This window comes from Dactylosporangium salmoneum (assembly GCF_039532525.1).
Classification (GTDB): domain Bacteria; phylum Actinomycetota; class Actinomycetes; order Mycobacteriales; family Micromonosporaceae; genus Dactylosporangium; species Dactylosporangium salmoneum.
In genome coordinates this window covers 31,252-50,746 of record NZ_BAAARV010000071.1, presented here as the reverse complement: position 1 = coordinate 50,746, position 19,495 = coordinate 31,252, and the positions used below count along the sequence as shown (strand labels likewise).

At 75.5% G+C, this 19,495-nt stretch carries 17 protein-coding genes; 6 read left to right on the top strand and 11 right to left on the bottom strand.

Going from position 1 to position 19,495, the window contains the following annotated elements; translation table 11 throughout:
* Positions 1-31 precede the first annotated feature (31 nt).
* Complete coding sequence (locus ABD352_RS36650) at positions 32-925, bottom strand: M56 family metallopeptidase (RefSeq protein WP_344617140.1); 894 nt, start codon at positions 923-925, stop codon at positions 32-34.
* Positions 926-968: 43 nt separating this feature from the next.
* Here ABD352_RS36650 and ABD352_RS36645 point away from each other — a divergent pair, with 43 nt between their 5' ends.
* Positions 969-1,376, top strand: coding sequence for a BlaI/MecI/CopY family transcriptional regulator (locus ABD352_RS36645; RefSeq protein WP_344617139.1), 408 nt, complete (start codon positions 969-971; stop codon positions 1,374-1,376).
* A 50-nt stretch (positions 1,377-1,426) separates the two neighbouring features.
* Positions 1,427-1,939, top strand: a complete 513-nt coding sequence (locus tag ABD352_RS36640; RefSeq protein WP_344617138.1) for a hypothetical protein — start codon at positions 1,427-1,429, stop codon at positions 1,937-1,939.
* A 164-nt stretch (positions 1,940-2,103) separates the two neighbouring features.
* On the opposite strand, the gene ABD352_RS36635 is transcribed toward ABD352_RS36640, so the two are convergent.
* Complete coding sequence (locus tag ABD352_RS36635; RefSeq protein ID WP_344617137.1) at positions 2,104-2,433, bottom strand: plasmid stabilization protein; 330 nt, start codon at positions 2,431-2,433, stop codon at positions 2,104-2,106.
* Between the two features lie 153 nt (positions 2,434-2,586).
* Here ABD352_RS36635 and ABD352_RS36630 point away from each other — a divergent pair, with 153 nt between their 5' ends.
* Complete coding sequence (locus ABD352_RS36630) at positions 2,587-3,885, top strand: NAD(P)/FAD-dependent oxidoreductase (RefSeq protein WP_344617136.1); 1,299 nt, start codon at positions 2,587-2,589, stop codon at positions 3,883-3,885.
* Between the two features lie 171 nt (positions 3,886-4,056).
* Here the strand turns inward: ABD352_RS36630 and ABD352_RS36625 are convergent, their stop codons facing one another.
* Positions 4,057-4,671 (bottom strand): SET domain-containing protein, encoded by a 615-nt coding sequence (locus ABD352_RS36625; protein WP_344617135.1) that lies wholly within the window; start codon positions 4,669-4,671, stop codon positions 4,057-4,059.
* Between the two features lie 87 nt (positions 4,672-4,758).
* On the opposite strand from ABD352_RS36625, the gene ABD352_RS36620 reads away from it, so the two are divergent.
* Together ABD352_RS36620 and ABD352_RS36615 are read left to right on the top strand one after the other, a co-directional pair.
* Complete coding sequence (locus ABD352_RS36620) at positions 4,759-5,433, top strand: Rv0361 family membrane protein (RefSeq protein ID WP_344617134.1); 675 nt, start codon at positions 4,759-4,761, stop codon at positions 5,431-5,433.
* Between the two features lie 111 nt (positions 5,434-5,544).
* Positions 5,545-6,768, top strand: a complete 1,224-nt coding sequence (locus ABD352_RS36615; RefSeq protein WP_344617133.1) for an MFS transporter — start codon at positions 5,545-5,547, stop codon at positions 6,766-6,768.
* Here ABD352_RS36615 and ABD352_RS36610 read toward each other — a convergent pair.
* The 8 genes from ABD352_RS36610 to ABD352_RS36575 form a co-directional block, all read right to left on the bottom strand.
* Positions 6,712-8,640 carry a N,N-dimethylformamidase beta subunit family domain-containing protein gene (locus ABD352_RS36610; protein WP_344617132.1) on the bottom strand — a complete coding sequence of 643 codons (1,929 nt, stop codon included), beginning with the start codon at positions 8,638-8,640 and terminating at the stop codon, positions 6,712-6,714. The genes ABD352_RS36615 and ABD352_RS36610 overlap by 57 nt on opposite strands.
* Positions 8,641-8,771: 131 nt before the next feature.
* Entirely contained in the window at positions 8,772-11,849 is a 3,078-nt protein-coding gene (locus ABD352_RS36605; protein ID WP_344617131.1) for an FAD-binding and (Fe-S)-binding domain-containing protein, read from the bottom strand.
* A gap of 17 nt (positions 11,850-11,866) precedes the next feature.
* Positions 11,867-13,621, bottom strand: coding sequence for a glycoside hydrolase family 15 protein (locus ABD352_RS36600; protein WP_344617130.1), 1,755 nt, complete (start codon positions 13,619-13,621; stop codon positions 11,867-11,869).
* A gap of 124 nt (positions 13,622-13,745) precedes the next feature.
* Entirely contained in the window at positions 13,746-14,210 is a 465-nt protein-coding gene (locus ABD352_RS36595) for a (2Fe-2S)-binding protein (RefSeq protein ID WP_344617129.1), read from the bottom strand.
* Between the two features lie 3 nt (positions 14,211-14,213).
* On the bottom strand, positions 14,214-15,086 hold the full coding sequence (locus tag ABD352_RS36590) for an FAD binding domain-containing protein (RefSeq protein ID WP_344617128.1): 873 nt from the start codon (positions 15,084-15,086) through the stop codon (positions 14,214-14,216).
* Positions 15,083-17,296: a xanthine dehydrogenase family protein molybdopterin-binding subunit gene (locus tag ABD352_RS36585; RefSeq protein WP_344617127.1), complete on the bottom strand. Its 2,214-nt coding sequence runs from the start codon at positions 17,294-17,296 to the stop codon at positions 15,083-15,085. Before ABD352_RS36585 ends, ABD352_RS36590 begins: the two co-directional genes overlap by 4 nt.
* A gap of 56 nt (positions 17,297-17,352) precedes the next feature.
* Positions 17,353-18,090 carry a hypothetical protein gene (locus tag ABD352_RS36580; protein WP_344617126.1) on the bottom strand — a complete coding sequence of 246 codons (738 nt, stop codon included), beginning with the start codon at positions 18,088-18,090 and terminating at the stop codon, positions 17,353-17,355.
* Complete coding sequence (locus ABD352_RS36575) at positions 18,078-18,596, bottom strand: SigE family RNA polymerase sigma factor (RefSeq protein WP_344617125.1); 519 nt, start codon at positions 18,594-18,596, stop codon at positions 18,078-18,080. Before ABD352_RS36575 ends, ABD352_RS36580 begins: the two co-directional genes overlap by 13 nt.
* A 91-nt stretch (positions 18,597-18,687) precedes the next feature.
* On the opposite strand from ABD352_RS36575, the gene ABD352_RS36570 reads away from it, so the two are divergent.
* Positions 18,688-19,494: a hypothetical protein gene (locus ABD352_RS36570; protein WP_344617124.1), complete on the top strand. Its 807-nt coding sequence runs from the start codon at positions 18,688-18,690 to the stop codon at positions 19,492-19,494.
* Position 19,495 lies beyond the last annotated feature (1 nt).

The window sequence follows — 19,495 nt, the reverse complement described above, 5'->3', positions numbered from 1 at the left end:
CGCCTACCCACCGCCGACCCGGGCAAACGACTCAGCGCGCGGCGCGCAGCAGCTCCGCCAGGTCGAGCAGGCCCTCGCCGGTCCAGACGACGGAGCACAACGCCAGCCCCACGGGCACCACGGCCAGGATCGGCGGGACGGCGGCCGGCAGGGGCTCGAGCAGGCGGCTCATCCGGCGCGGCACCACGCCGCCGGGGGCCGCGGCCGGCAGCGCGGCCCGGTGCGGGGCGGCGACGGCGGCGAGGGCGGCCGTGCCGATGGCATGGGCGACGGTACGGCGGGACCCCAGCGCCACCGCGGCCCGCTCGTCGGCGGCCCGCTCGACGAGGTAGCCGAGGTGCCGCCCGGCCCACCACAGGGCGGGGTGCGCGGCCACGGCCAGCTCGGCGACGCGCACCAGCCGGTGGTGGCCCTCGGCCAGGTGGGCCCGCTCGTGGGCCAGCAGCGCCTCGAACTGCGGTGCGGTGAGCAGGTCCCGCATGCCCTCGGTGACGACGACGTGCCCGGGCCGTCCCGGCACCGCGAACGCGCCGGGCGCCGGGTCCGCCACCACGACCAGCGGCTCGGCCCCGGCAAGGGGCAGCAGCGCCAGGACCCGGCGCTGGACCTGCCAGCGGTACGCCACGGAGCCCACCACGGCGGCCAGCAGCGCCGCGCTGAGCCAGGGCACCCACGGCTCGGCCGCGGTGTCGCGCGCCACCACGGCGCTGGACCACCCGAACGCCCGCCCGGCCGCCGGCACCTGGGCGGCCGCCTTCGCGGTGAACAGCGCCAGGTTGGCCGTGCTGGCGGCCGCGGCGACGAGGGCGGACCAGGCCACGGCCCGGGCGGCGACGGACGGCGCGAGCCGGTCGGCCAGCAGCCGCACCGCGACGACGAGCAGCGGCGGGACGACGAGGACAGAGCAGACGAAGTGGTCGAACACGGCTCACCACCTCCCGGGCGGGCGCGATCGGTACAGTCTGGCGGTGAGCCCTGCACCCGCCACCGGCGACGACGGGACCGGCCGGCCACGGCGGCGGCCCGGCCAGCTCGAGGCCGAGGTCCTGACCATACTCGGGGCGGCCGCCGGACCGCTGACCCCCGGCGAGGTGCGGGACCGGCTGGATCCGCAGGGCCGCCTGTCGTACAGCGCCGTGGTGACCACGCTGACCCGGCTGCACGAGCGCGGCGCGGTGCGGCGCGAGCGGGACGGGCGGGCGTTTCGCTACGGGGCGCTGAGCGACCCCGCCGGCCTGGTCGCCGACCGGATCAGCCGCCTGCTCGCCGCGCAGGCCGACCGGGCCTCGGTGCTGCGCCGCTTCGTGGGCAGCCTCACCGAGCAGGACGAGCGGCTGGTGCGCGAGCTGCTGCGGGAGCATCCCGAGCGCGATTGACGGCCGCCTCTGCTAACTTCCACACGGCTGTAGAAGGTGTGGAGGGCCGGATGGCGGTGGTGCTGGACGACGTCGTCCTGGTGCTGCTGGCCGACGGCCCGAGCAGCGCCTTCGAGCTGTGGCAGCGCCACAGCGACATCTTCGGCGAGGCCCGCCGGGTGGATCTGAGCCGGGTCATGATCAGCGTGAACCGGCTGGAGCGGGCCCGGCTGCTGCGCATCGAGGTGCCGGCGACCGCCCGGCTGGGCAGCGGCAACCGGCTCGGCTGCTGGCTCACCGCGGCCGGGCGCGGCCGCCAGGCCGAGTGGCTGTGCGCGGTCGGCCCGGACACCGACATCGAGGACGTGTACGTGCGCGGCCTGCTCGCCGTCGAGGCGGCCGACGCGGCCGCGTTCGAGGGCTTCCTCGCCGCCGGCCTCGCCGCGACCCGGCAGCGGATGCGCCGGCTGGCCGCGGCCGAGGACACCCAGCCGGCGCACCGGGCCCGCACCTCCTACGACCAGGAGGTCACCCGGGCCCTGGCGCTGTGGCTCAACCAGCTGCCCGAGCAGCGCGGGTCATGACAACACCGTGAAAGCAGTCGACGGTACTTCGAAACTCATCGACGTCCCGATGCCTTGCTCCCTACCTTGAGGGCCCGCCAACCCCCAAGGAGGTGCACATGGTCATCCGCGCGCGCCGGGTTCGCGGGCCGCCGACCCGCTCCCGCGCGTGGCGTTCCCGGCGCTCAGTGCAGCGCCCGCTCCAGCTCGGCCTTCGTCATCTTCGAGCGGCCCTTGAGGTTGCGGCGCTTGGCCTCGGCGTACAGCTGCTCCTTGGAACGATCGGCCTGCTGCTGCTTGGCACGGGCGGACGTCGAACGGCCGGACGACGAACGGCTGCCCGACGACGAGCCGCGGGAACCGCCGCGGGCCTCCCCCGACTCGGCGCGCTGCTTATTGACGGTGCGGGCGGCGATCTCCTCGGCCCGGCCCGGCGCGCGGCCGCGCTCCCGCTCGCTGTCCTTGACGTGCTCGTACTGCCGTTCCCGCTTGTTGCTCCACGACTGTCGTGGCATGGCCTTCTCCTTCGCGTGTGTACCTCGTCCCGCCATACCCACCCGGTGGCCGTTCAGTCCGCCGGCGGCGTTTGAACGCACCGGCGGCGGGAAGCGCCGGCCTCGATCGAGGCGTCCCCGTTGCAACGCCGCGGGCGCGGGTAGGCGCAGCGCATGGCCAAGCCGCGTATCGTCATCGCCGGGGCCGGGTTCGCCGGCTACCAGACCGCCCGTCAGCTGCTGCGCCGCTCCCGCGGGGCGGCCGAGGTCGTGCTGGTCAACCCCACGGACTACTTCCTGTACCTGCCGCTGCTGCCCGAGGTGGCCGGCGGCACGCTGAACCCGTGGCACGCGTGCGTGCCGCTGCAGGACACCCTGCCCGGCGCGCGAGTCGTGCTGGGCGAGGTCGACGGGCTGGACCTGGCGGCGAAGGCCGTGATGTACACCGGCCCCGAGGGTGAGCGAGGGACCCTCGGGTTCGACCGCCTGGTGCTCGCCGCGGGGAGCGTCACCAAGCTGCTGCCGATCCCGGGCATCGCCGACCACGCGCACGGCTTCCGCGGGATCGCGGAGGCGCTGTACCTCCACGACCACCTCATCAGCCAGATCGAGCTGGCCGACGCGGCCGACGACCCGGCGGAGCGCGCGGCCCGGATGACGTTCGTCGTCGTCGGGGCCGGCTACACCGGCACGGAGGTGACCGCGCAGGGGCAGCTGCTCACCGCCGCCGTGGCCGCCCGCCATCCGCGCCTGCGGGACACGCCGCCCCGCTGGTTGCTGCTGGACACCGCGGACCAGGTCCTGCCGGGGATGCACCCGCGCATGGCGGAGGGCGCCGCGAAGGTCCTTCGCTCCCGCGACATCACCATCGGCCTCGGTACGTCCATCCGCGAGGCGACCGCCGACGGCGTACGGCTGACCGACGGCCGGTTCGTGCCCTCCCGCACGTTGGTGTGGTGCGTCGGCGTGCGCCCGGATCCGCTGGTGGAGGGGGCCGGCCTGCCCACCCGCAACGGCCGGGTCGAGGTGGACACGCACCTGAGCGTCCCGGGCCACCCGGATGTCTACGCCTGCGGCGACGGCGCGGCCGTGCCCGACCTGTACCACCAGGGGGCCGACACGCCGATGACGGCCCAGCACGCGGTGCGCCAGGGACGGCTCGTCGCCCACAACATCGCGGCCTCGTACGGGATCGGCACCCGCCGCCGCTACCGGCACCGCGATCTCGGCTTCGTGGTCGACCTGGGCGGCCGCGACGCCGTGGCCAACCCGGTGCGCGTGCCGATGCGCGGCCTGCTCGCCAAGGCGGTCACCTGCGGCTACCACCTCAGCGCCCTGCCGGCCAACCGGTTGGGCACGGCGGCCGACTGGTTGCTGAGCGCGGCCTCGCCCCGGCCGGGCGTCCAGCTGGGCCTGGTCCCGGGCCCGCTGGTGCCGCTGGAGACCAAGGAGGTCGCGGTGGGGGTCCGGTAGCCGCGTGGGGCTCCGCGGCTCGCGCCGGGAGCCCCACCGTGGGCTCAGCCCTGGGTGCAGGCGGCGCCGTTGAGCGTGAAGGCGGCCGGGACGCCGTTGGTGCCGGCCACGGAGTTGCCGTTGAGGCCGAAGTTGACGCTGCGGCCCACGAACGTCGACTTACACGCTTCACTAACCGACGTGCAGGTACACCAGCTGCCAGTTGCCGGCGATGACCTTGAGCAGCAGCGAGAGGTGCGCGGTGCCGGCCCGGGCCGAGCACAGCGCCTCCCAGCGGCCGGTGCCGACCAGCCACTCGGCGTCGGTCAGCGCGGCGCGCTCCTCGTCCGTCAGGCCAGTGACGACCGCGTCGCGGCCCCGTGCCGCCGCGCCGCGCCGCCACAGGGTCGCGCCGGCGGCGACGAGCCGGGGCAGGTCCCGGGCCGGGCCGGCACGCAACGCGTCGAGGAACGTGCCCAGCTCGTGGGCGGTCTCCTCGGCGGCGTCGATGGTGACCGGCTCACCCTTGGCGATCGGGCGCCGGGCGACGTCGCAGCCGCGCTCGAAGTCCTGGTAGCAGGACGGGTCGTCGGCGTGGTTCACGAAGCGGGCCGGGGGCGGGTAGAGATAGCGCCGGCCGCCGTAGCTGTGCACGAAAAGGTCCTCGCCGGGTGGCAGCGCGCGATATTCGTCCTCGTCGAGCGGGCGCAGCCGGTAGGCGACGACCACCTCCCCCGCCGCGAAGTCCCGCGCCGCATAGACGCCGCGCCCCGCAAGGGCCCCTCTGCCGATGGTCACCTCGTCCACCCGACCACCGTAGGTCGAGCCGACCGGCACTCGCGGTGCGCCTGACGGGTGGATCGCAGCAGTGAGCCCCATGTATACGATGTCGCCGTGACGTACCCCGGGGGACAGCCAGACCCGCAGCAGCCCTACCAGCAGCCGTACGGCGGCCAGCCGTACCAGCCGCAGCCGTACGAGCAGCCCTACCAGCAGCCGTACGAGCAGCCGCCCGTCTCCGGGGTGCCCTCCTACGGACCGCCGGTGTCGGGCCAGCCGTACGCGCAGCCGGTGTCCGGCCAGCCGTACCCGGCGCAGCCCTACGGGCCGCCCGGCTATGTCCCGCCCACCGGCGGCAGCACCCAGAAGGGCGGCAAGTGGGCCCTGCTCGGCCTCGGCTCGTTCCTGGCCCTCGTGCTGGTCATCGTCGGCGCCTACTTCACCTACCAGCGGGTCTTCGTGCACACCCCGAGCGAGGTCGTGCAGGCCTACCTCGAGGAGGCCACCAAGGACCACCCGGACCCGCACGGCCTGGAGAAGTACCTCTGCAAGGACGAGGCCACGAAGCTCGAGAAGGAGCTGGCCAACAGCAAGGACTCCTCCGACGGCAACGACGGCAACCGGGTCCTGGAATGGCACGTGACCGGCGAGTCCGTCAACGGCAACACCGCGACGGTCTACACCCAGTTCACCATCAAGGACAGCAACAGCCGCACCTCGAACCGCACGCTCAACCTGACCCTCGTCAAGGAGAGCCGGGAGTGGAAGATCTGCGGCTTCGCGGCCTGACGACAAAGATCCGACCTTGACCAGGGGGTCAGGAGTTTCTGGGGGCTGCCTCTTCAGCCGCCCGTGAAGTCGCTCGCGCCCGGAGCGAGGTCGCCCTAGGGTGCTTTGGTCATGGGCAGGTTGGTTGAGGCGGCCGTCCCGGCGCGGCTCGGTTCGGCGTACCGGTGGCTGCTGGCCTCGTCCTGGACGAGCAACCTCGGCGACGGGATCGCGCTGGCGGCCGGGCCGCTGCTCGTGGCCTCCCTGACCGGCAACGCGTTCCTGGTGTCGCTCGCCGCGCTGCTGCGCTGGGCGCCGCCGCTGGTGTTCGGGTTGTACGCCGGGGTGCTGTCCGACCGCCTCGACCGGCGCAGGATCGTCATGGTCGCCGACGGGCTGCGCGGCGTGGTGCTCGGCGGGCTGGTCGCGCTGATGCTTGCCGACCGGCTGTCGGTGGCGGTCGCGCTCGTGGCGCTGGGGCTGCTGACGACGGGCGAGGTGTTCGCCGACAACGCCGGCCAGACACTGGCGCCGATGCTGGTGCACCGCGACGACCTCGTGGTGGCCAACGCCCGGCTCCAGGCCGGCTACATCACGCTCAACCAGCTCGCCGGCCCCCCGCTCGGCGCGCTGCTGTTCGCGGCCGGGCGGACCTGGCCGTTCGCCGCCGAGTGCCTGCTCGTCACCGCCGGGGTGCTGCTGGTGGCGCGCACGGCCCTGCCGCCGCCCGCCGGCGGCCCGGCCGAGGCCCCCGCCGGGGTGTGGCGGGCGGTGGCCGAGGCGGTGCGGTGGACCTGGCGGCACGCCGCCGTGCGGACCCTGTCACTGACCATCCTCGTCTTCAACGTCACGTTCGGGGCCGCCTGGTCGGTCCTGGTGCTGTACGCGCAGCAGCGGCTCGGCCTCGGCGCCGTCGGCTTCGGGCTGCTCACCACGCTCGGCGCCGTCGGCGGCCTGGTGGGCACCGGGCTCTACGGCCGGCTCACGCGCCTGGTCAGCCTGGGCAACATCATGCGGGCCGGCCTGATCATCGAGACGCTGACCCACCTGGCGTTCGCGGTGACGACGTCGCCCCGGGTCGCCGCGGCCATCCTGTTCGTCTTCGGCGCCCACGCGTTCATCTGGGGCACCACCTCGATCACCGTGCGCCAGCGGGCGGTCCCGGAGCACCTGCAGGGCCGGGTCGGCAGCGTCAACACCATCAGCGTCTTCGGCGGCCTGGTCGTCGGATCGCTGCTCGGCGGCGTCCTGGCGACCCGGATCGGCGTCACCGCGCCCTTCTGGTTCGCCTTCGCCGGCTCAGCGGTCTTCGTCGTGCTGCTCTGGCGCCAGCTCGCCCACATCGCCCACGACTGAGCGCCCACCGGCCGGCCGGGCCGATCGCCAGCGCAGCGGGGTCTCCGGGCCGGCCGCGATCAGCCGACCGGCGTAGCCGGCGAGGGTGCCGGCGCCCGGCGCGGATCCGGCGGGCGTCCACGGGGTCGCCGGGTCGGTCGACGGCGGGCGGGCCAGCAGGCGGTCGCCGGCGGCCATGGCGTAGAGGCGGCCGCTGAGAGCGGTCAGCGCCACCGCGCCGCCCGAGTCGCCGATCGCGCGCCACGGTGCCGGTTCGGCGGGGTCGGACGGCAGGTCCAGGGCGGGCAGGTGCAGCAGCTCGCCGCCGATGGTGGCCGCGAAGAGGCCGGCGTCGCACAGCGCCATGGCGCGGGTGCCCGGCGGGACGGCCGCCACGTCGGTCCAGTCCACGCGGTCCGGGGTGGGGTCGCGGTACAGCAGGCGCCCCTGCTCCGTGACGGCCCACAGGCCCAGCCACATCCGCCCGGCGGCCTCGCGCGGTGCGGCGAGGGCCAGGACGCCGTCGGCGCGGCCGATGCTGCGCCACGGCAGGTTCTGCGCGCACGCCTCGCGGGTCAGCAGGGCCCCGTCGGCGGCGACGGCGAAGAGCCGGTCGTCGCAGGCGGCCAGGGCGGTCAGGTCGGCCGGGGGGCCGATGACGTCCCAGGCCGGCGGGGACGCGGTGAGTCGGTCCAGCACGTTGCGGGTGATCCGGTCGACCACCGGGTCGTCGAGGCCCTTGCCCCAGTTGACGGTGGCCGCGGTGAACACCGTGCCGGCGCCGAGCCCGAACACGCCCATGGTGGCGGCGCCGCCCTGGCCGTAGCGGCGCCAGTGGCGCAGGTCCGCGGTGGCGAGCACCACGAACGACGGCGGGGTGCCGTCGCGGCCGGTGGCCCGGGGCACGCCGTCGACCTCGGACACCTCGGCGGCGTCGGTCTCGTAGCCCAGCGTGCCCTGGCCGAACTTGTCGCCGTCGGCGAGGCCGGTGCCCTCGAAGACCCAGTGGTCGGCGAAGCGGGCGGTGTAGGCCTCGCGGCCCATGACCGCCATGCCGTCGCCCCAGGCGCCCGCGCCGCGGCGGAAGCTCACGCCGGTCATCGCGTTCTCCGGGCGGTGCACCGGGGCGCTGGACCACTCGACGGTGACCCGGCCCGGGTCGACGGCGGCCATCGGGTCGGTGGCGGCGTCGCGGTGGCAGACCATCGTGCGGCCGCCGTCCTCGAGGCGCATCTGCCACCAGGCGGTGTTGGCGCCGAAGACCGCCACGTTGCCGCCGCGGCGGGCGAAGGACTCGACGGCGTCGCGCATCTCCCACGTCCAGTACTCGTCGTGGGCGCAGACGACGAGCAGGCGGTAGCGGGACAGCAGCTCGTCGCCGCCGTGCAGGTCGAGGTTGGAGCAGTACTCGGCGGGGTGGCCGGCGCCGGGCAGCCAGCGCAGCAGCGGCTCCTCCCAGCGCTCCGGCGGGGGGCCGCCGCCCGGGCGGTCGAAGGTGACGCGGGTGGCGCGCAGGGGCTGCTCGGCGTAGTAGAGCCCCTCCCCCGGCTCGCCGGCGCGGTTGTACGCCTGCCAGGTGGCGAACGGGACCGACACCAGGATCGGCGACGCCGCGCCGGGGTCGGCGGCGCGCACGGCGAACCACACCTCGTCCTCGCCGGCGGCGTCGATGCGCGGCTGTTCACCCGGGCGGGCGAACGTCGCGCGGTAGAGGGAGCTGGGCCAGTCCGGCGGGACGTCGAGGGTCCATTGTGGAGCTTCGACGGCGGTTCGCAGTACGACTTCGCAGGAAACGGCGTCGGCGACCACCACGTGGCCGGGCTCGGACACCGCGAACTCGAGCGTGCCGCCCGCGGCGCAGGAGGTGGCGCGCGCGTACGCCCGAATGCTCATCATGCCTCCAGCGGGGCCGGCAGGCGGTCGGTCGGCACGTCGCCTAAAGCTATGAGTCGATATCGTTACTGTCAACAATCTTTACGGAAGTTGGTCGATGCGCCCGGCCCGGCACCGCCGGAACGGGTCGCTCACCACCGTCGGCGGCGGGCCACCACGACGGCCGCCGCGGCGAGCGCGGCCACGCCGGCCACCGCCGCCGCGGTCACCCCCGCCCGGGGTGGGGCCGGCCGGGGCGCCCAGGACCGCTCCGGGTTCGAGCTCCCGTCGTCGCCGCGCAGGGCGGCGCGCAGCAGCTCGGCCAGGTGCATGCCGCGGCGGCCGCCGACCGCGTTCTGGTCGATCTGCGTGCGGCAGCTGAATCCGTCGGCCAGCACCACGTCGTCCGGGCCGGCGTCGCGCACGGCCGGCAGCAGCACCCGTTCGGCGCACGCCTCGGAGACCTCGTAGTGGCCGCCGCCCTCCTCGAACCCGAAGTTGCCGGCCAGGCCGCAGCAGCCGGAGTCCAGCACGACCGCCTCGACGCCCGCCCGGTGCAGCAGGGCCTCGTCGGCGTCGAAGCCGAGCACGGCGTGCTGGTGGCAGTGGGTCTGGATGAGCGCCTTGCGGTGCACCTGCGGCGGCCGCCAGCCCGGGCTGTGCTCGTGCAGCAGCTCGGCCAGGGTGAAGGTCTGCCGCCGCAGCCGCTCGAAGTCCTCGTCGTGCGGGAACAGCTCGTGCGCGTCGCTGCGCAGCACGGCGGTGCAGCTCGGTTCAAGCCCGACGATCGGGGTGCCGGCGCGCAGGTACGGCCGCAGCACGGCGACGGTCCGCTCCAGCGCGCGCTTGGCCGTGTCGAGCTGACCGGTCGAGATCCACGTCAGGCCGCAGCACACGGCCTGGGGCGGCACCAGCACCCGCCAGCCGGCGTCCTCGAGCACCTCGACGGCGGCCCGGCCGATCGCCGGGTCGAAGTGGTTGGTGAACGTGTCCGGCCACAGCACGACGTCGCCGCGCGTGGCGGTGCCCGCCGGGCGACGGCGACGCAACCAGCGCTGGAACGTGCGACCGGCGAAGAGCGGGAGCTCTCGGCGCACGTCGACCCCGGCGGCCCGCTTGGCCAGCGTGCCGATCGGGCCGGCGTGGGCCAGCGCGTTGACGACGCTCGGGGCCCGGGCGGCAAGCGCCGCCCACAGCGGCAGCCAGCCCATCGAGTAGTGCGCGCGCGGCCGGAGCCGGCCGGTGAAGTGGTGGGCGAGGAACTCGGCCTTGTAGGTGGCCATGTCGACGTTGACCGGGCAGTCGGTCTTGCAGCCCTTGCAGGCCAGGCACAGGTCGAGGGCGTCGCGCACCGCGTCGGAGCGCCAGCCGTCGCCGATCGCGCCGCCGCGGGCCGTGCCGTCGAGCATCTCGAACAGCAGCCGGGCGCGGCCGCGGGTGGAGTGCTCCTCCTCCCGGGTGACCATGTACGACGGGCACATGACCCCGCCCTCCTCGCGCCGGCACGTGCCGACGCCGACGCAGCGCATGACCGCCCGGCTGAAGCTGCCCTCGTCGTCCGGGTAGGCGAAGTGCGTCTTCGGCGCGGGATGGCGGAAGCTGGTGCCCAGCCGCAGGTCCTCGTCGAGCCGGCCGGGCATGACGACCTTGCCCGGGTTCATGCGGTTGTCCGGGTCGAAGATCGCCTTGCACTGCTCGAACGCGCGGACGAGGTCCGGGCCGAACATCTTGGGCAGCAGCTCGGCGCGCTGCTGGCCGTCGCCGTGCTCGCCGGAGAAGGACCCGCCGTAGCTGACGACGAGGTCCGCGGCCCGCTCCAGGAACGCCCGGTACGCCGCGATCCCGTCCGCGCTGACCAGGTCGAACGGGATGCGGGAGTGCACGCAGCCCTGCCCGAAGTGCCCGTACAGGCTGGCGGTGGAGTAGCCGAACGCGTCGTACAGCCGGCGCAGGTCCCGCAGGTAGTCGCCGAGCCGGTCGGGCGCCACCGCGGAGTCCTCCCAGCCGGGCCAGGTGTCCGGCAGGCCGGGGACCCGCGCGGTCGCCCCGAGCGCCCCCTCCCGCGCCAGCCACACCTGTCGCTCGTACTCCGGGTCGTCGAAGAGCACGACGTCGTCGCCGTCGGGGTCGCGGCCGATCGCCCGGACCATGCGCTCGGCGCGCCGGCGGGCCTCACGGCGGTCGGCCCCGCCGAACTGCACGAGCAGGAACCCGGTGCCCTCGGGGAACAGCCGCAGGGCCTGCGGATTGAGGTGCTTGCGCTGCTGGAACTCGATCAGGAGGTGATCGATGCCCTCCAGCGCGATCGGGTCGTGGGGCAGCACGTCCGCCACGGCGTCGGCGGCCGCGGCGATGTCGGCGAAGCCGAGCACGACCAGGCTGTACGCCGGCACCCGGGGCACCAGCCGCAGCTCGGCCCGCAGCACGGTGACGAGCGTGCTCTCCGACCCGACCAGGGTCTTGGCCAGGTGGAAGCGCTGCTCCGGCAGCAGCGAGTCGAGGTTGTAGCCGGCGACCCGCCGCGGGATGTCCGGGTAGCGGGTGCGCAGCTGCTCGAGGTTGGCGTCGCGCAGCCGGCGCAGCTGCTCGTAGATCTCCGCGGGCCGGCCACCCGCGGCGACGATGCGCTCGTAGTCCTCGTCGCTGGTCTCGCCCACCCACATGCGGGTGCCGTCGTAGAGCAGCACCTCCAGCCGTTCGATGTTGTCGACGACCTTGCCCGTGCGCTGCGCGGTGGCGCCGCACGAGTTGTTGCCGATCATGCCGCCGAGCGTGCAGTGGTTGTGGGTGGCCGGCTCTGGGCCGTACTCGAGCCCGTAGCCTTCGAGCAGGGCGTTGAGGCGGTCCAGCACGATGCCCGGCTCGACGACGCAGGTGCGCCGCTCGGCGTCGACGGACAGCAGCCGGGTGCAGTACTTGGACCAGTCGATCACCACGGCGACGTTGGTGCACTCCCCCGCCAGGCTGGTGCCGCCGCCGCGTGACAGCACCGGCGCGCCGAACTCGCGGCACACGGCGACCGTCTCGGCCGCGGCCTCGACGGTGCGCGGCACGACGACGCCGATCGGCACCTGGCGGAAGTTCGAGGCGTCGGTCGAGTACGCCGACCGGGACCCCGCGTCGAAGCGCACCTCGCCGTCGACGCGCTGTTCGAGGGCGTGCTGCAGCGCCGCGACGTCGACGGCGCCCGCGGGATGGCGTACGGGTGCGGAAAGCTCAACGGCGGCCACTGCCGTACCTCCTTGGCTCAGCTCGTCGGCCGGCCCAGCGCCACCGCCGACTCGAGCAGCAGCGCGTGGACGAATGCCTGGGGAAGGTTGCCGCGCAGCTGGCGCTGGCGGACGTCGTACTCCTCGGCGAACAGGCCCGGTGGCCCGCACGCGGCCCGGTTGCGCTCGAACCACCGCGCCGCCGCCACCGTGTTCCCGACCCGGTGCTCGGCGAGGGCCATGCCGAACCCGCACAGCAGGAACGCGCCCTCCGCCGTGCCGAGCGGTTGCCCGCCGGTGTGGAACCGGTACACGTAGCCGTCCTCGGCGAGGTCCCGCCGGACGGCCGCCATCGTCTGGATCGTGCGCGGGTCCTGCGGCGGCAGCGCCCCGCGGATGCCGGGGAACAGCAACGCCGCGTCCACCAGCGGGTCCTTGGGCGAGCGCTGCCACCGCCCGTCGGGATGCAGGCTGGTGGCCGCCGTGTGGTTCAGGATCCGTTCGGCCAGGTCGTCGAGCCGGCCTGCGGCGACGCCCGGCGCGGCCTCGGCCGCCTGCCGCAGCCCGGCGACACAGGTCAGGCGGGAGTGCGTCCAGGCCCGGGGATTCAGCTCCCACATACCGGCGTCCGGCTCGTTCCAGCGCCGCTCGACCACGTCGACGGCGACGCCGAGCGCCCGCCGGCCGTCGTCGTCGAGGCGCCCGGCGCGCGCGGCCGCGGCGAGCAGCAGGATCGACTCGCCGAACGCGTCGAGCTGGAACTGCTTGTTCACCCAGTTGCCGGTCCGCACGGGCGCGCCGGGGTAGCCGGGCAGGAAGCCGAGCTCCTGCTCGTCGGGCACCCGCGCGCCCGAACCTGCCAGGTAGGCCGGCGCGAGGCCCGGCCCGTCGGCGAGCAGCCGCTGCGACACGAACCGCACCGCCCGGTCGAGCAGCCCATCGGCGCCGGCGGCGGCCGCGGCGAGGCCGGCGAAGCTCTGGTCACGGACCCACGCGTAGCGGTAGTCGTAGTTGCGACCGGCCTCCGCCCGCTCCGGCAGCGACGTGGTCGCGGCGGCGACCGTGCCGCCCTCGGGCGTGGACAGGCCGTGCAGCACCGCACAGGCGTGCCGCGCGTCGCGGTCGGCGAGCGTGCCGTCGACCTCGGGAACGGCCGACCGCCAAGCCCCCTCGGTCGCCTCCCAGGCCCGCTGCGCTTCGGGCGCCGGGGCGTCGAAGGGCCGGTCGGACAGCTCGAGCACCAGATCGTGGTGCGCGCCCTCGGGGAGGTCCAGCACCATCCGCAGCCGGCCCTCCCCGTCCGGCCGGGCGTCGGCCCCGCCGGTCCAGCGCACGTGCAGCGATCCGGTCCGGCCGGTCCAGCCGTGCTCGTCCCGGGCGAGGTCGCCGAGCGGGAAGCGGCCGAACTCGGCCCGCGCGTCCAGGAGCACGCCGACGCGGGCGGACCCGTCGACGGCCTGCACCCGGCGCAGCATCGTCACCCGGTGCGGGTCGGACGGCAGCGCCAGCGCCTCGCGGGAGTGCACGATGCCGCCCGTGGTGACCCAGCGGCTGGTCCAGACCAGCGAGCCGGGGTCGTAGCAGCCGCCCCACACGTACCGCACGTCGATCGGGGTCACCGCGTACTGGCCGCGGCCGCCGAGGAGGCCGGCGAAGACCGCACCGGACTCCCAGTTCGGCGCGCACAGCCAGGAGACGTCGCCCCGGGGCCCGATCAGCGCGCCGCGGCGGCCGTCGCCCAGGAACGCGTACTCCCGCAGCACCTGCGGCGCGTCCAGCGAGTCGTCGTGCACCGCAGCCTCCTCAGGGCGCCATGGGCCGGGTTCGCCGTCCTGCTACCCAGTCGGTCTCCCGGTAACCGGCGGCGGGCGCGGCAGCGCGGCGCCGCCGGCCACCGGGCCGACAGCTGGCAGACGGTCAGCCCTGGCGGCCCGCGGCGGCGCGCACGGCCCGCCGGATGGCCTCGTAGCCGGTGCAGCGGCACAGGTTGGACGTCAGCAGCTCCCGCAGCCGCTCCGGATCGTCCACGACGCCCGGGTCCGCCTCGATGGCGCCCGCGGCGAGCATCAGGAACCCGGGCGTGCAGAAGCCGCACTGCAGCGCGTGCTCGGCCGTGAAGGCGGCCTGCAGCGGGTGCTCGCCGCCGTCGGCCAGGCCCTCGACGGTGCGCACCCGGGCGCCGTCGCACTGCACGGCGAACATCAGGCAGGAGCGCATCGCCTCGCCGTCCACCAGCACCGTGCACGCGCCGCAGACCCCGTGCTCGCAGCCTAGGTGGGTGCCGGTGAGGCCGCAGTCCTCACGCAGCGCGTCGGCGAGGGTGCGCCGGGGTGGCACGTCCAGCTCGTACGGCCGCCCGTTGACGGTCATCGTGGTGCGCACGGCTCATCCTCCGTCTCGGGCCTCGGCCAGGGCGCGGCGCAGCAGCACGGCCACCGCGTGGCGCTGGTAGCCGGCGTCGGCGTAGGGCTGCGGGTGCGGCTCGGCGTCCAGGTCCGCGCCGGCCGCCGCGGCCCGCGCGATCGCGGCGTCGTCCAGCGGCCCGTCCTGCAGCGCGAGCTCGGCCGCGCGGGCCCGGATCGGCCGGCGGGCCGCGTTGACCAGGCCGATGCGGGCCGCGACGACCCGGCCGCCGGCCACCGTCACCGCGGCCAGCGCGGCGAGCTGCGCGAAGCTGGCCCGGGTGCGGCGCTGCTCGGCGAAGCCCACCCGCGTGCCGGCCGGCAGCAGGGGAAGCCGGGCGGCGTGCAGCAGCTCGTCGGGGCGCCGCAGCGTGGCGAACGGGCCGGTGAAGAACTCGGCGGCGGCGACGGTGCGGGACCCGCCGGCGGCCAGCAGCTCCAGCCGCGCGTCGAGCGCGACGGCGACCGCCGGCCACTCGGCCGCCGGATGGGCGTAGGCGAGGCTGCCCAGCAGCGTGCCGCGGGCGCGGATCGGCGGGTGGGCGATGTGCCGGGCGACCCGGCGCAGCAGCTCGCCGAGCGCCCCCGGCGCGGCGCCGGCCTCGAAGGCCCGGTGGCGCACGAGCGGGCCGGCGACGAGCGCGCCGTCGGCGCCGTCGAGCCGGTCCAGGTCGAGGCGGTCGAAGCCGGGCACGCGGTTGATGTCCACGAGACGGGCGGGCCGGGCGGTGCGGTAGTTCATCTCCAGCACGAGGCTCTGCCCGCCGGCCAGCACGCGCGTGTCCCCGGCGGCGAGGGCGGCCACGACGTCCCCGGTGCTGTGCGCGGCGACGTACTCGAACGGGGCGGGCTTCACCGGGCGGCGCTCCAGCAGGTGTACGGCGTCAGCGGCATCTGCAGCGCGGCCGGGTCGGCCCGGTCGAGCGCGTCGGCGACGGCGTTGACGATCGCCGGCGGCACCCCGATGCAGCCGGCCTCGCCCGCGCCTTTGGCACCGAGCGGGGTGTTCGGGTTCGGCGTGCAGGTCTCGGCGAGGCGCAGCGGGGGCACCTCGGAGCACGTCGGCAGCAGGTAGTCCAGGAGGCCGGTGGTCTCCGGCCGGCCGTCGGCGGCGTGCCGCACGCCCTCGTACAGCGCCTGCCCGAGGCCCTGCACGGCCGAGCCGTACGCCTGCCCGTCGACGATGAGCGGGTTCACCACGACACCGTAGTCGTCCACCGCGACGAGCCGCAGCACCTCGACGCCGCCCAGGTCGGGGTCGACCTCGACGACGGCGGCGCAGGCGCCGAAGGGGAAGGCCTCGGGCGGGGCGAACGTGTCGTCGGCGCGCAGCGGGGCGGCCGCGGCCAGCTCGGCCGGCGTGGTGGTGCGCCCGCCCGCGGTGAGGGTGCCGGCGCGGTACTCGACCTCGGCGACCGGCACGCCCAGCGCCTCCGCGGCCCGCCGCCGGGCCTCCTCCACGAGCTTGCCGGCGGCGCGGTGCAGCGCGGCGCCGCCGATCTGCATCGACCGGCTGGCGAAGGAGCCGATGCCCCGGGGTACCACGGCGGTGTCCCCCTCGACCAGCCGGACCCGCTCGGCGCCGACGCCCAGCACGGCCGCGACGACCTGCGGGAAGGCCGTCTCGTGCCCCTGGCCCGTGCTGCAGCAGCCGGACAGCGCGACGAACGTGCCGTCCGGGCAGGCCTCCACGGCGCCGAACTCCTCCCCCATCCCGGCGCGCTCCACGTACGTGCACAGGCCGATGCCGATCGGGGCCCGCCCGGCGGCCCGGCGCCGGGCCTGCTCGCCGCGCCAGTGCCCGTAGTCCAGCTCGCGCAGCGCCCGGTCGAGCGCGGCGGCGTAGTCGCCGCTGTCGTAGGTGAACCCGGTCGGCGTCCGGTACGGGAAGTCCTGCGGCGCGATGAAGTTGCGCCGGCGCACCTCGGCCGGGTCCAGGCCCAGCCGCCGGGCCAGCAGGTCCACCGTGCGCTCGATCGCCGCGGCCGCCTCGGGCCGGCCGGCGCCGCGGTAGGGGGCGGTGGGCGCCGTGTTGGTGACGACCGCGCGGGTCCGCACGTGCACGCGCGCGATGGCGTAGGCGCCGCCGGCCATCATGGCCGTCGCCGTCGGCACGAACGCCCCGGTGTGCGGGTAGGCGCCCACGCCTGCGTCGATGTGCAGCTCGTAGGCCACGATCCGCCCGTCGGCGCCGGCGGCCATCCGCACCCGCTGGTCCTGGTCGCGGCCGTGCGGCGGCCCGGTCAGCGCCTCCGCCCGGTCCTGCAGCCAGCGCACGGGCCGGCCCAGCCGGCGGGCGGCGGCGGCCACGACGAGGTACTCCGGCCACGTCTCGCTCTTGCCGCCGAACGCGCCGCCCACGTCCGGCACGATCACCCGCACCCGCTCCGGCCGGAGCCCGAACGCGTCGGCGAGGTCGCGGCGCAGTCGGTGCGGCGCCTGGTGCGACGCCCACACGGTGAGGCCGCCGCCCGCCTCGGGCCGCACGATGATCGCCCGGGGCTCGATCGAGGTGTGGGCGAGGCGCTGCTGGCGGTAGCGCGCCTCGACCACGACCGCGGCGCCGCGCCACACGTCCTGCTCGATCGGCGCCCCGAACTCCCGCTCCTCGGCCACGTTGCCCAGGCCGGGGAACAGCCGCACCGCGCCGCCGGCCGCCTCGGCCGGGTCGAGCACGGCCGGCAGCGCGTCGACGCGCACGACCGCGGCGTCCCGGCCGTCCTCGGCGACGTACCGGTCGGTGCCGATGACGACGGCGACCGGCTCCCCGGCGTAGCGGACCCGGCCGCTGGCCAGCGGCGGCCACGGCCGTTCCCGGGCCGAGTCGGCATCCAGCATCGGCGGCGTCGGGGGCAGGTCCGGCAGGTCGGCGTGCGACCAGGCGGCCACCACCCCCGGCACGGCGCGGGCGCGCTCCAGGTCGACGCCGCGCAGTTCGCCGTGGGCGACGGCGCCGCACACGAAGGCGGCGTCGAGGCACCCGTCGACGCGGATGTCGGCGACGTACCGGCCGGCCCCGCGCAGCAGCCGCGCATCCTCGCGGCGCGGCATCCGCTCGCCGATCACGGCCGACGGCTACCCGCGCCGCCGCCGCGCAAACGAGGACCCGGTCGGCCGGTGTGTCACAGGGACAGCGCCAGCGGGCGCAGCGCGGCGAGGGTGATGCCGTTGCCGGGGCGGGTCACGGTGTAGCGCAGCACGCCCGTCGCCTGCGACATCCGGAAGTTGCTCACCTCGACCACGACGAGCCGGTCGTCGGGGTGCCGCGCCCACACGCCGAGCGTCACCGCGCCCGGCTCGTCGTAGGCGGTGCTCACCTGCCGGACCACGGTGCCGTCCGGCTCGACGGTGCGGGTGCACATCCCCGTGCAGGCCGCCTCGGAGACCAGGTCGGCGCGCAGGATCCGCACGGACAGCCAGCGCATGCCCTCGGCGTCGTACAGGTCGAGGTTGGCCGCGTACCCGCCGGCGGCCGGCGCGTCGAACGTCCAGTCCTCGTCGCACGTGCCGGTTTGGACCACCAGCGTCCGCGGGAACGCGGCCTCCAGCAGCGGGCGCAGGGCCGCGGCCAGGGCGGCCGACTCGCTGCCGGCGGCCGGAGTGGCCGGAACCGGGGGCTCCAGCGACGAGGTCGGCTCGGCCGGGAGCGCGCACACCCGCCGCGGCTGGTCGGCGGTCCGGCTGGGCAGCGCGGCGACGGTCGTCCCGGCCAGGACGGCGGCCAGGCCCGCGGCCGCGACCCCGCCGTAGCGGGTCAGTGCCCGGCGGCGCAGCCCGCGGGCGACGACGGCGTCCAGGTCGACGGCCGACGGGGGCGCCGGCGGGTCGAGGGTGCGCAGGTGCTCGGTCAGCGGGTCCACAGTTCCTCCTCGGTCGCCTCGCCGTCGGACAGCCGCTCGCGCAGCGTGGCCAGCCCGCGCGCGGCCTGGCTCTTCACCGTGCCGGTGCTGCAGCCCAGCGCCAGCGCGGTCTCCTCCACGGACAGGTCGCAGCAGTAGCGCAGCACCAGCACCGCCCGCCGGCGCGGGGGCAGCTCACGCAGCAGTCCCTCCAGCGCCAGGCGCTGCGCGACCCGGTCCGGATCGGCCGCCGGATCGGGCACGTGCGGTACCGAATCCATGGCGTGCTCCCGACGCCAGGGCCGGCGGCGCTCATTGAGCATCGTGCGCACCAGCACCCGGCGCACGTAGGCGTCCACGTCCTGCGCCGCCGACACCCTGGCCCAGTGCTGCAGCACCCGCACGAGCGCCGCCGAGAGCAGGTCGTCGGCGCGGTGCCAGTCGCCGCTGAGCAGGTACGCGACCCGGCGCAGGGCGGGCAGCCGGGCGCTCACGTAGGCCCGGAACCCCTCGACGTCGCTCCCCATACCCGCAAGACACGCGCACCGGCCCGGCAGGTTGCCCGGCGTCGCTACTCTTCCGGGCGGCGGCACGGAGCCGCCCAACGGGAGGAATCGCATGCGATCCAGCAGAGGCCTGCTGCTCACCTTGGTACTGTCCGGCGCCCTGTCCGTCACCGCGGCCTGTGGTGACAAGAGCACCGCCGGGGACGCCGCGCCGGCGGGCAGCGCCGCGGCGACCAGCGCGGCCGCGTCGCCGCAGGCCGATCCGCGCACCGAGCTCATCAACGCGTTCAACAAGCTCAACGGCGTCTCCATGGCCTACTCGACGTCGACCGAGTCGGGCGCCGTGGCCAGCACCAAGCTGACGGGCTCCAGCGACCCCGCCACGAAGGCCACCAGCGGCACGATGGTCGTCACCGCGCCGGGGCAGACGATCAACGCCCAGCTCATCGTCCTGGGGACCGACGTGTACATGAAGATGAGCGTGCCGCTGCCGGGCGTGGACCCGAAGAAGTGGATGTACTTCGACGGGTCGAAGACGTCGCTGGCCAAGCTGGGCCTCGGCGACCCCGACGACCCGGCCAGCGTCAAGGGGTTCTCCGAGGCGATCGTCACGGCCGAGCGGACCGGGACGGGCGCGTACAAGGGCACGCTCGACATGACCAAGCGCAAGGTTCCGGAGTCCGGCGCCGCCCTGGTCCAGCAGATGGGCGACGCGGCGAAGTCGGTGCCGTTCGAGGCGACGACGAACGCCGACGGCTACGTCACCTCCTTAACGATCATGATGCCGGCCGCCGGCCAGATTCCGGCCACGACGGCGAAGTCGACCTTCAGCGACTTCGGCAAGCCGGTCACGATCACCAAGCCGGCCGCCGCCGAGGTGCAGGCCGCCCCCGCGGCGCTGCTGGCGCAGCTCGGCTGAT

Excerpts from the sequence above, each read along its gene's own strand:
- ABD352_RS36640 (WP_344617138.1), top strand. The coding sequence starts at position 1,427 with ATGGCGGTGGTGCTGGACGACGTCGTCCTGGTGCTGCTGGCCGACGGC.
- ABD352_RS36635 (WP_344617137.1), bottom strand. The coding sequence starts at position 2,433 with ATGCCACGACAGTCGTGGAGCAACAAGCGGGAACGGCAGTACGAGCAC.
- ABD352_RS36630 (WP_344617136.1), top strand. The coding sequence starts at position 2,587 with ATGGCCAAGCCGCGTATCGTCATCGCCGGGGCCGGGTTCGCCGGCTAC.
- ABD352_RS36615 (WP_344617133.1), top strand. The coding sequence starts at position 5,545 with ATGGGCAGGTTGGTTGAGGCGGCCGTCCCGGCGCGGCTCGGTTCGGCG.
- ABD352_RS36610 (WP_344617132.1), bottom strand. The coding sequence starts at position 8,640 with ATGAGCATTCGGGCGTACGCGCGCGCCACCTCCTGCGCCGCGGGCGGC.
- ABD352_RS36575 (WP_344617125.1), bottom strand. The coding sequence starts at position 18,596 with ATGGGGAGCGACGTCGAGGGGTTCCGGGCCTACGTGAGCGCCCGGCTG.
- ABD352_RS36570 (WP_344617124.1), top strand. The coding sequence starts at position 18,688 with ATGCGATCCAGCAGAGGCCTGCTGCTCACCTTGGTACTGTCCGGCGCC.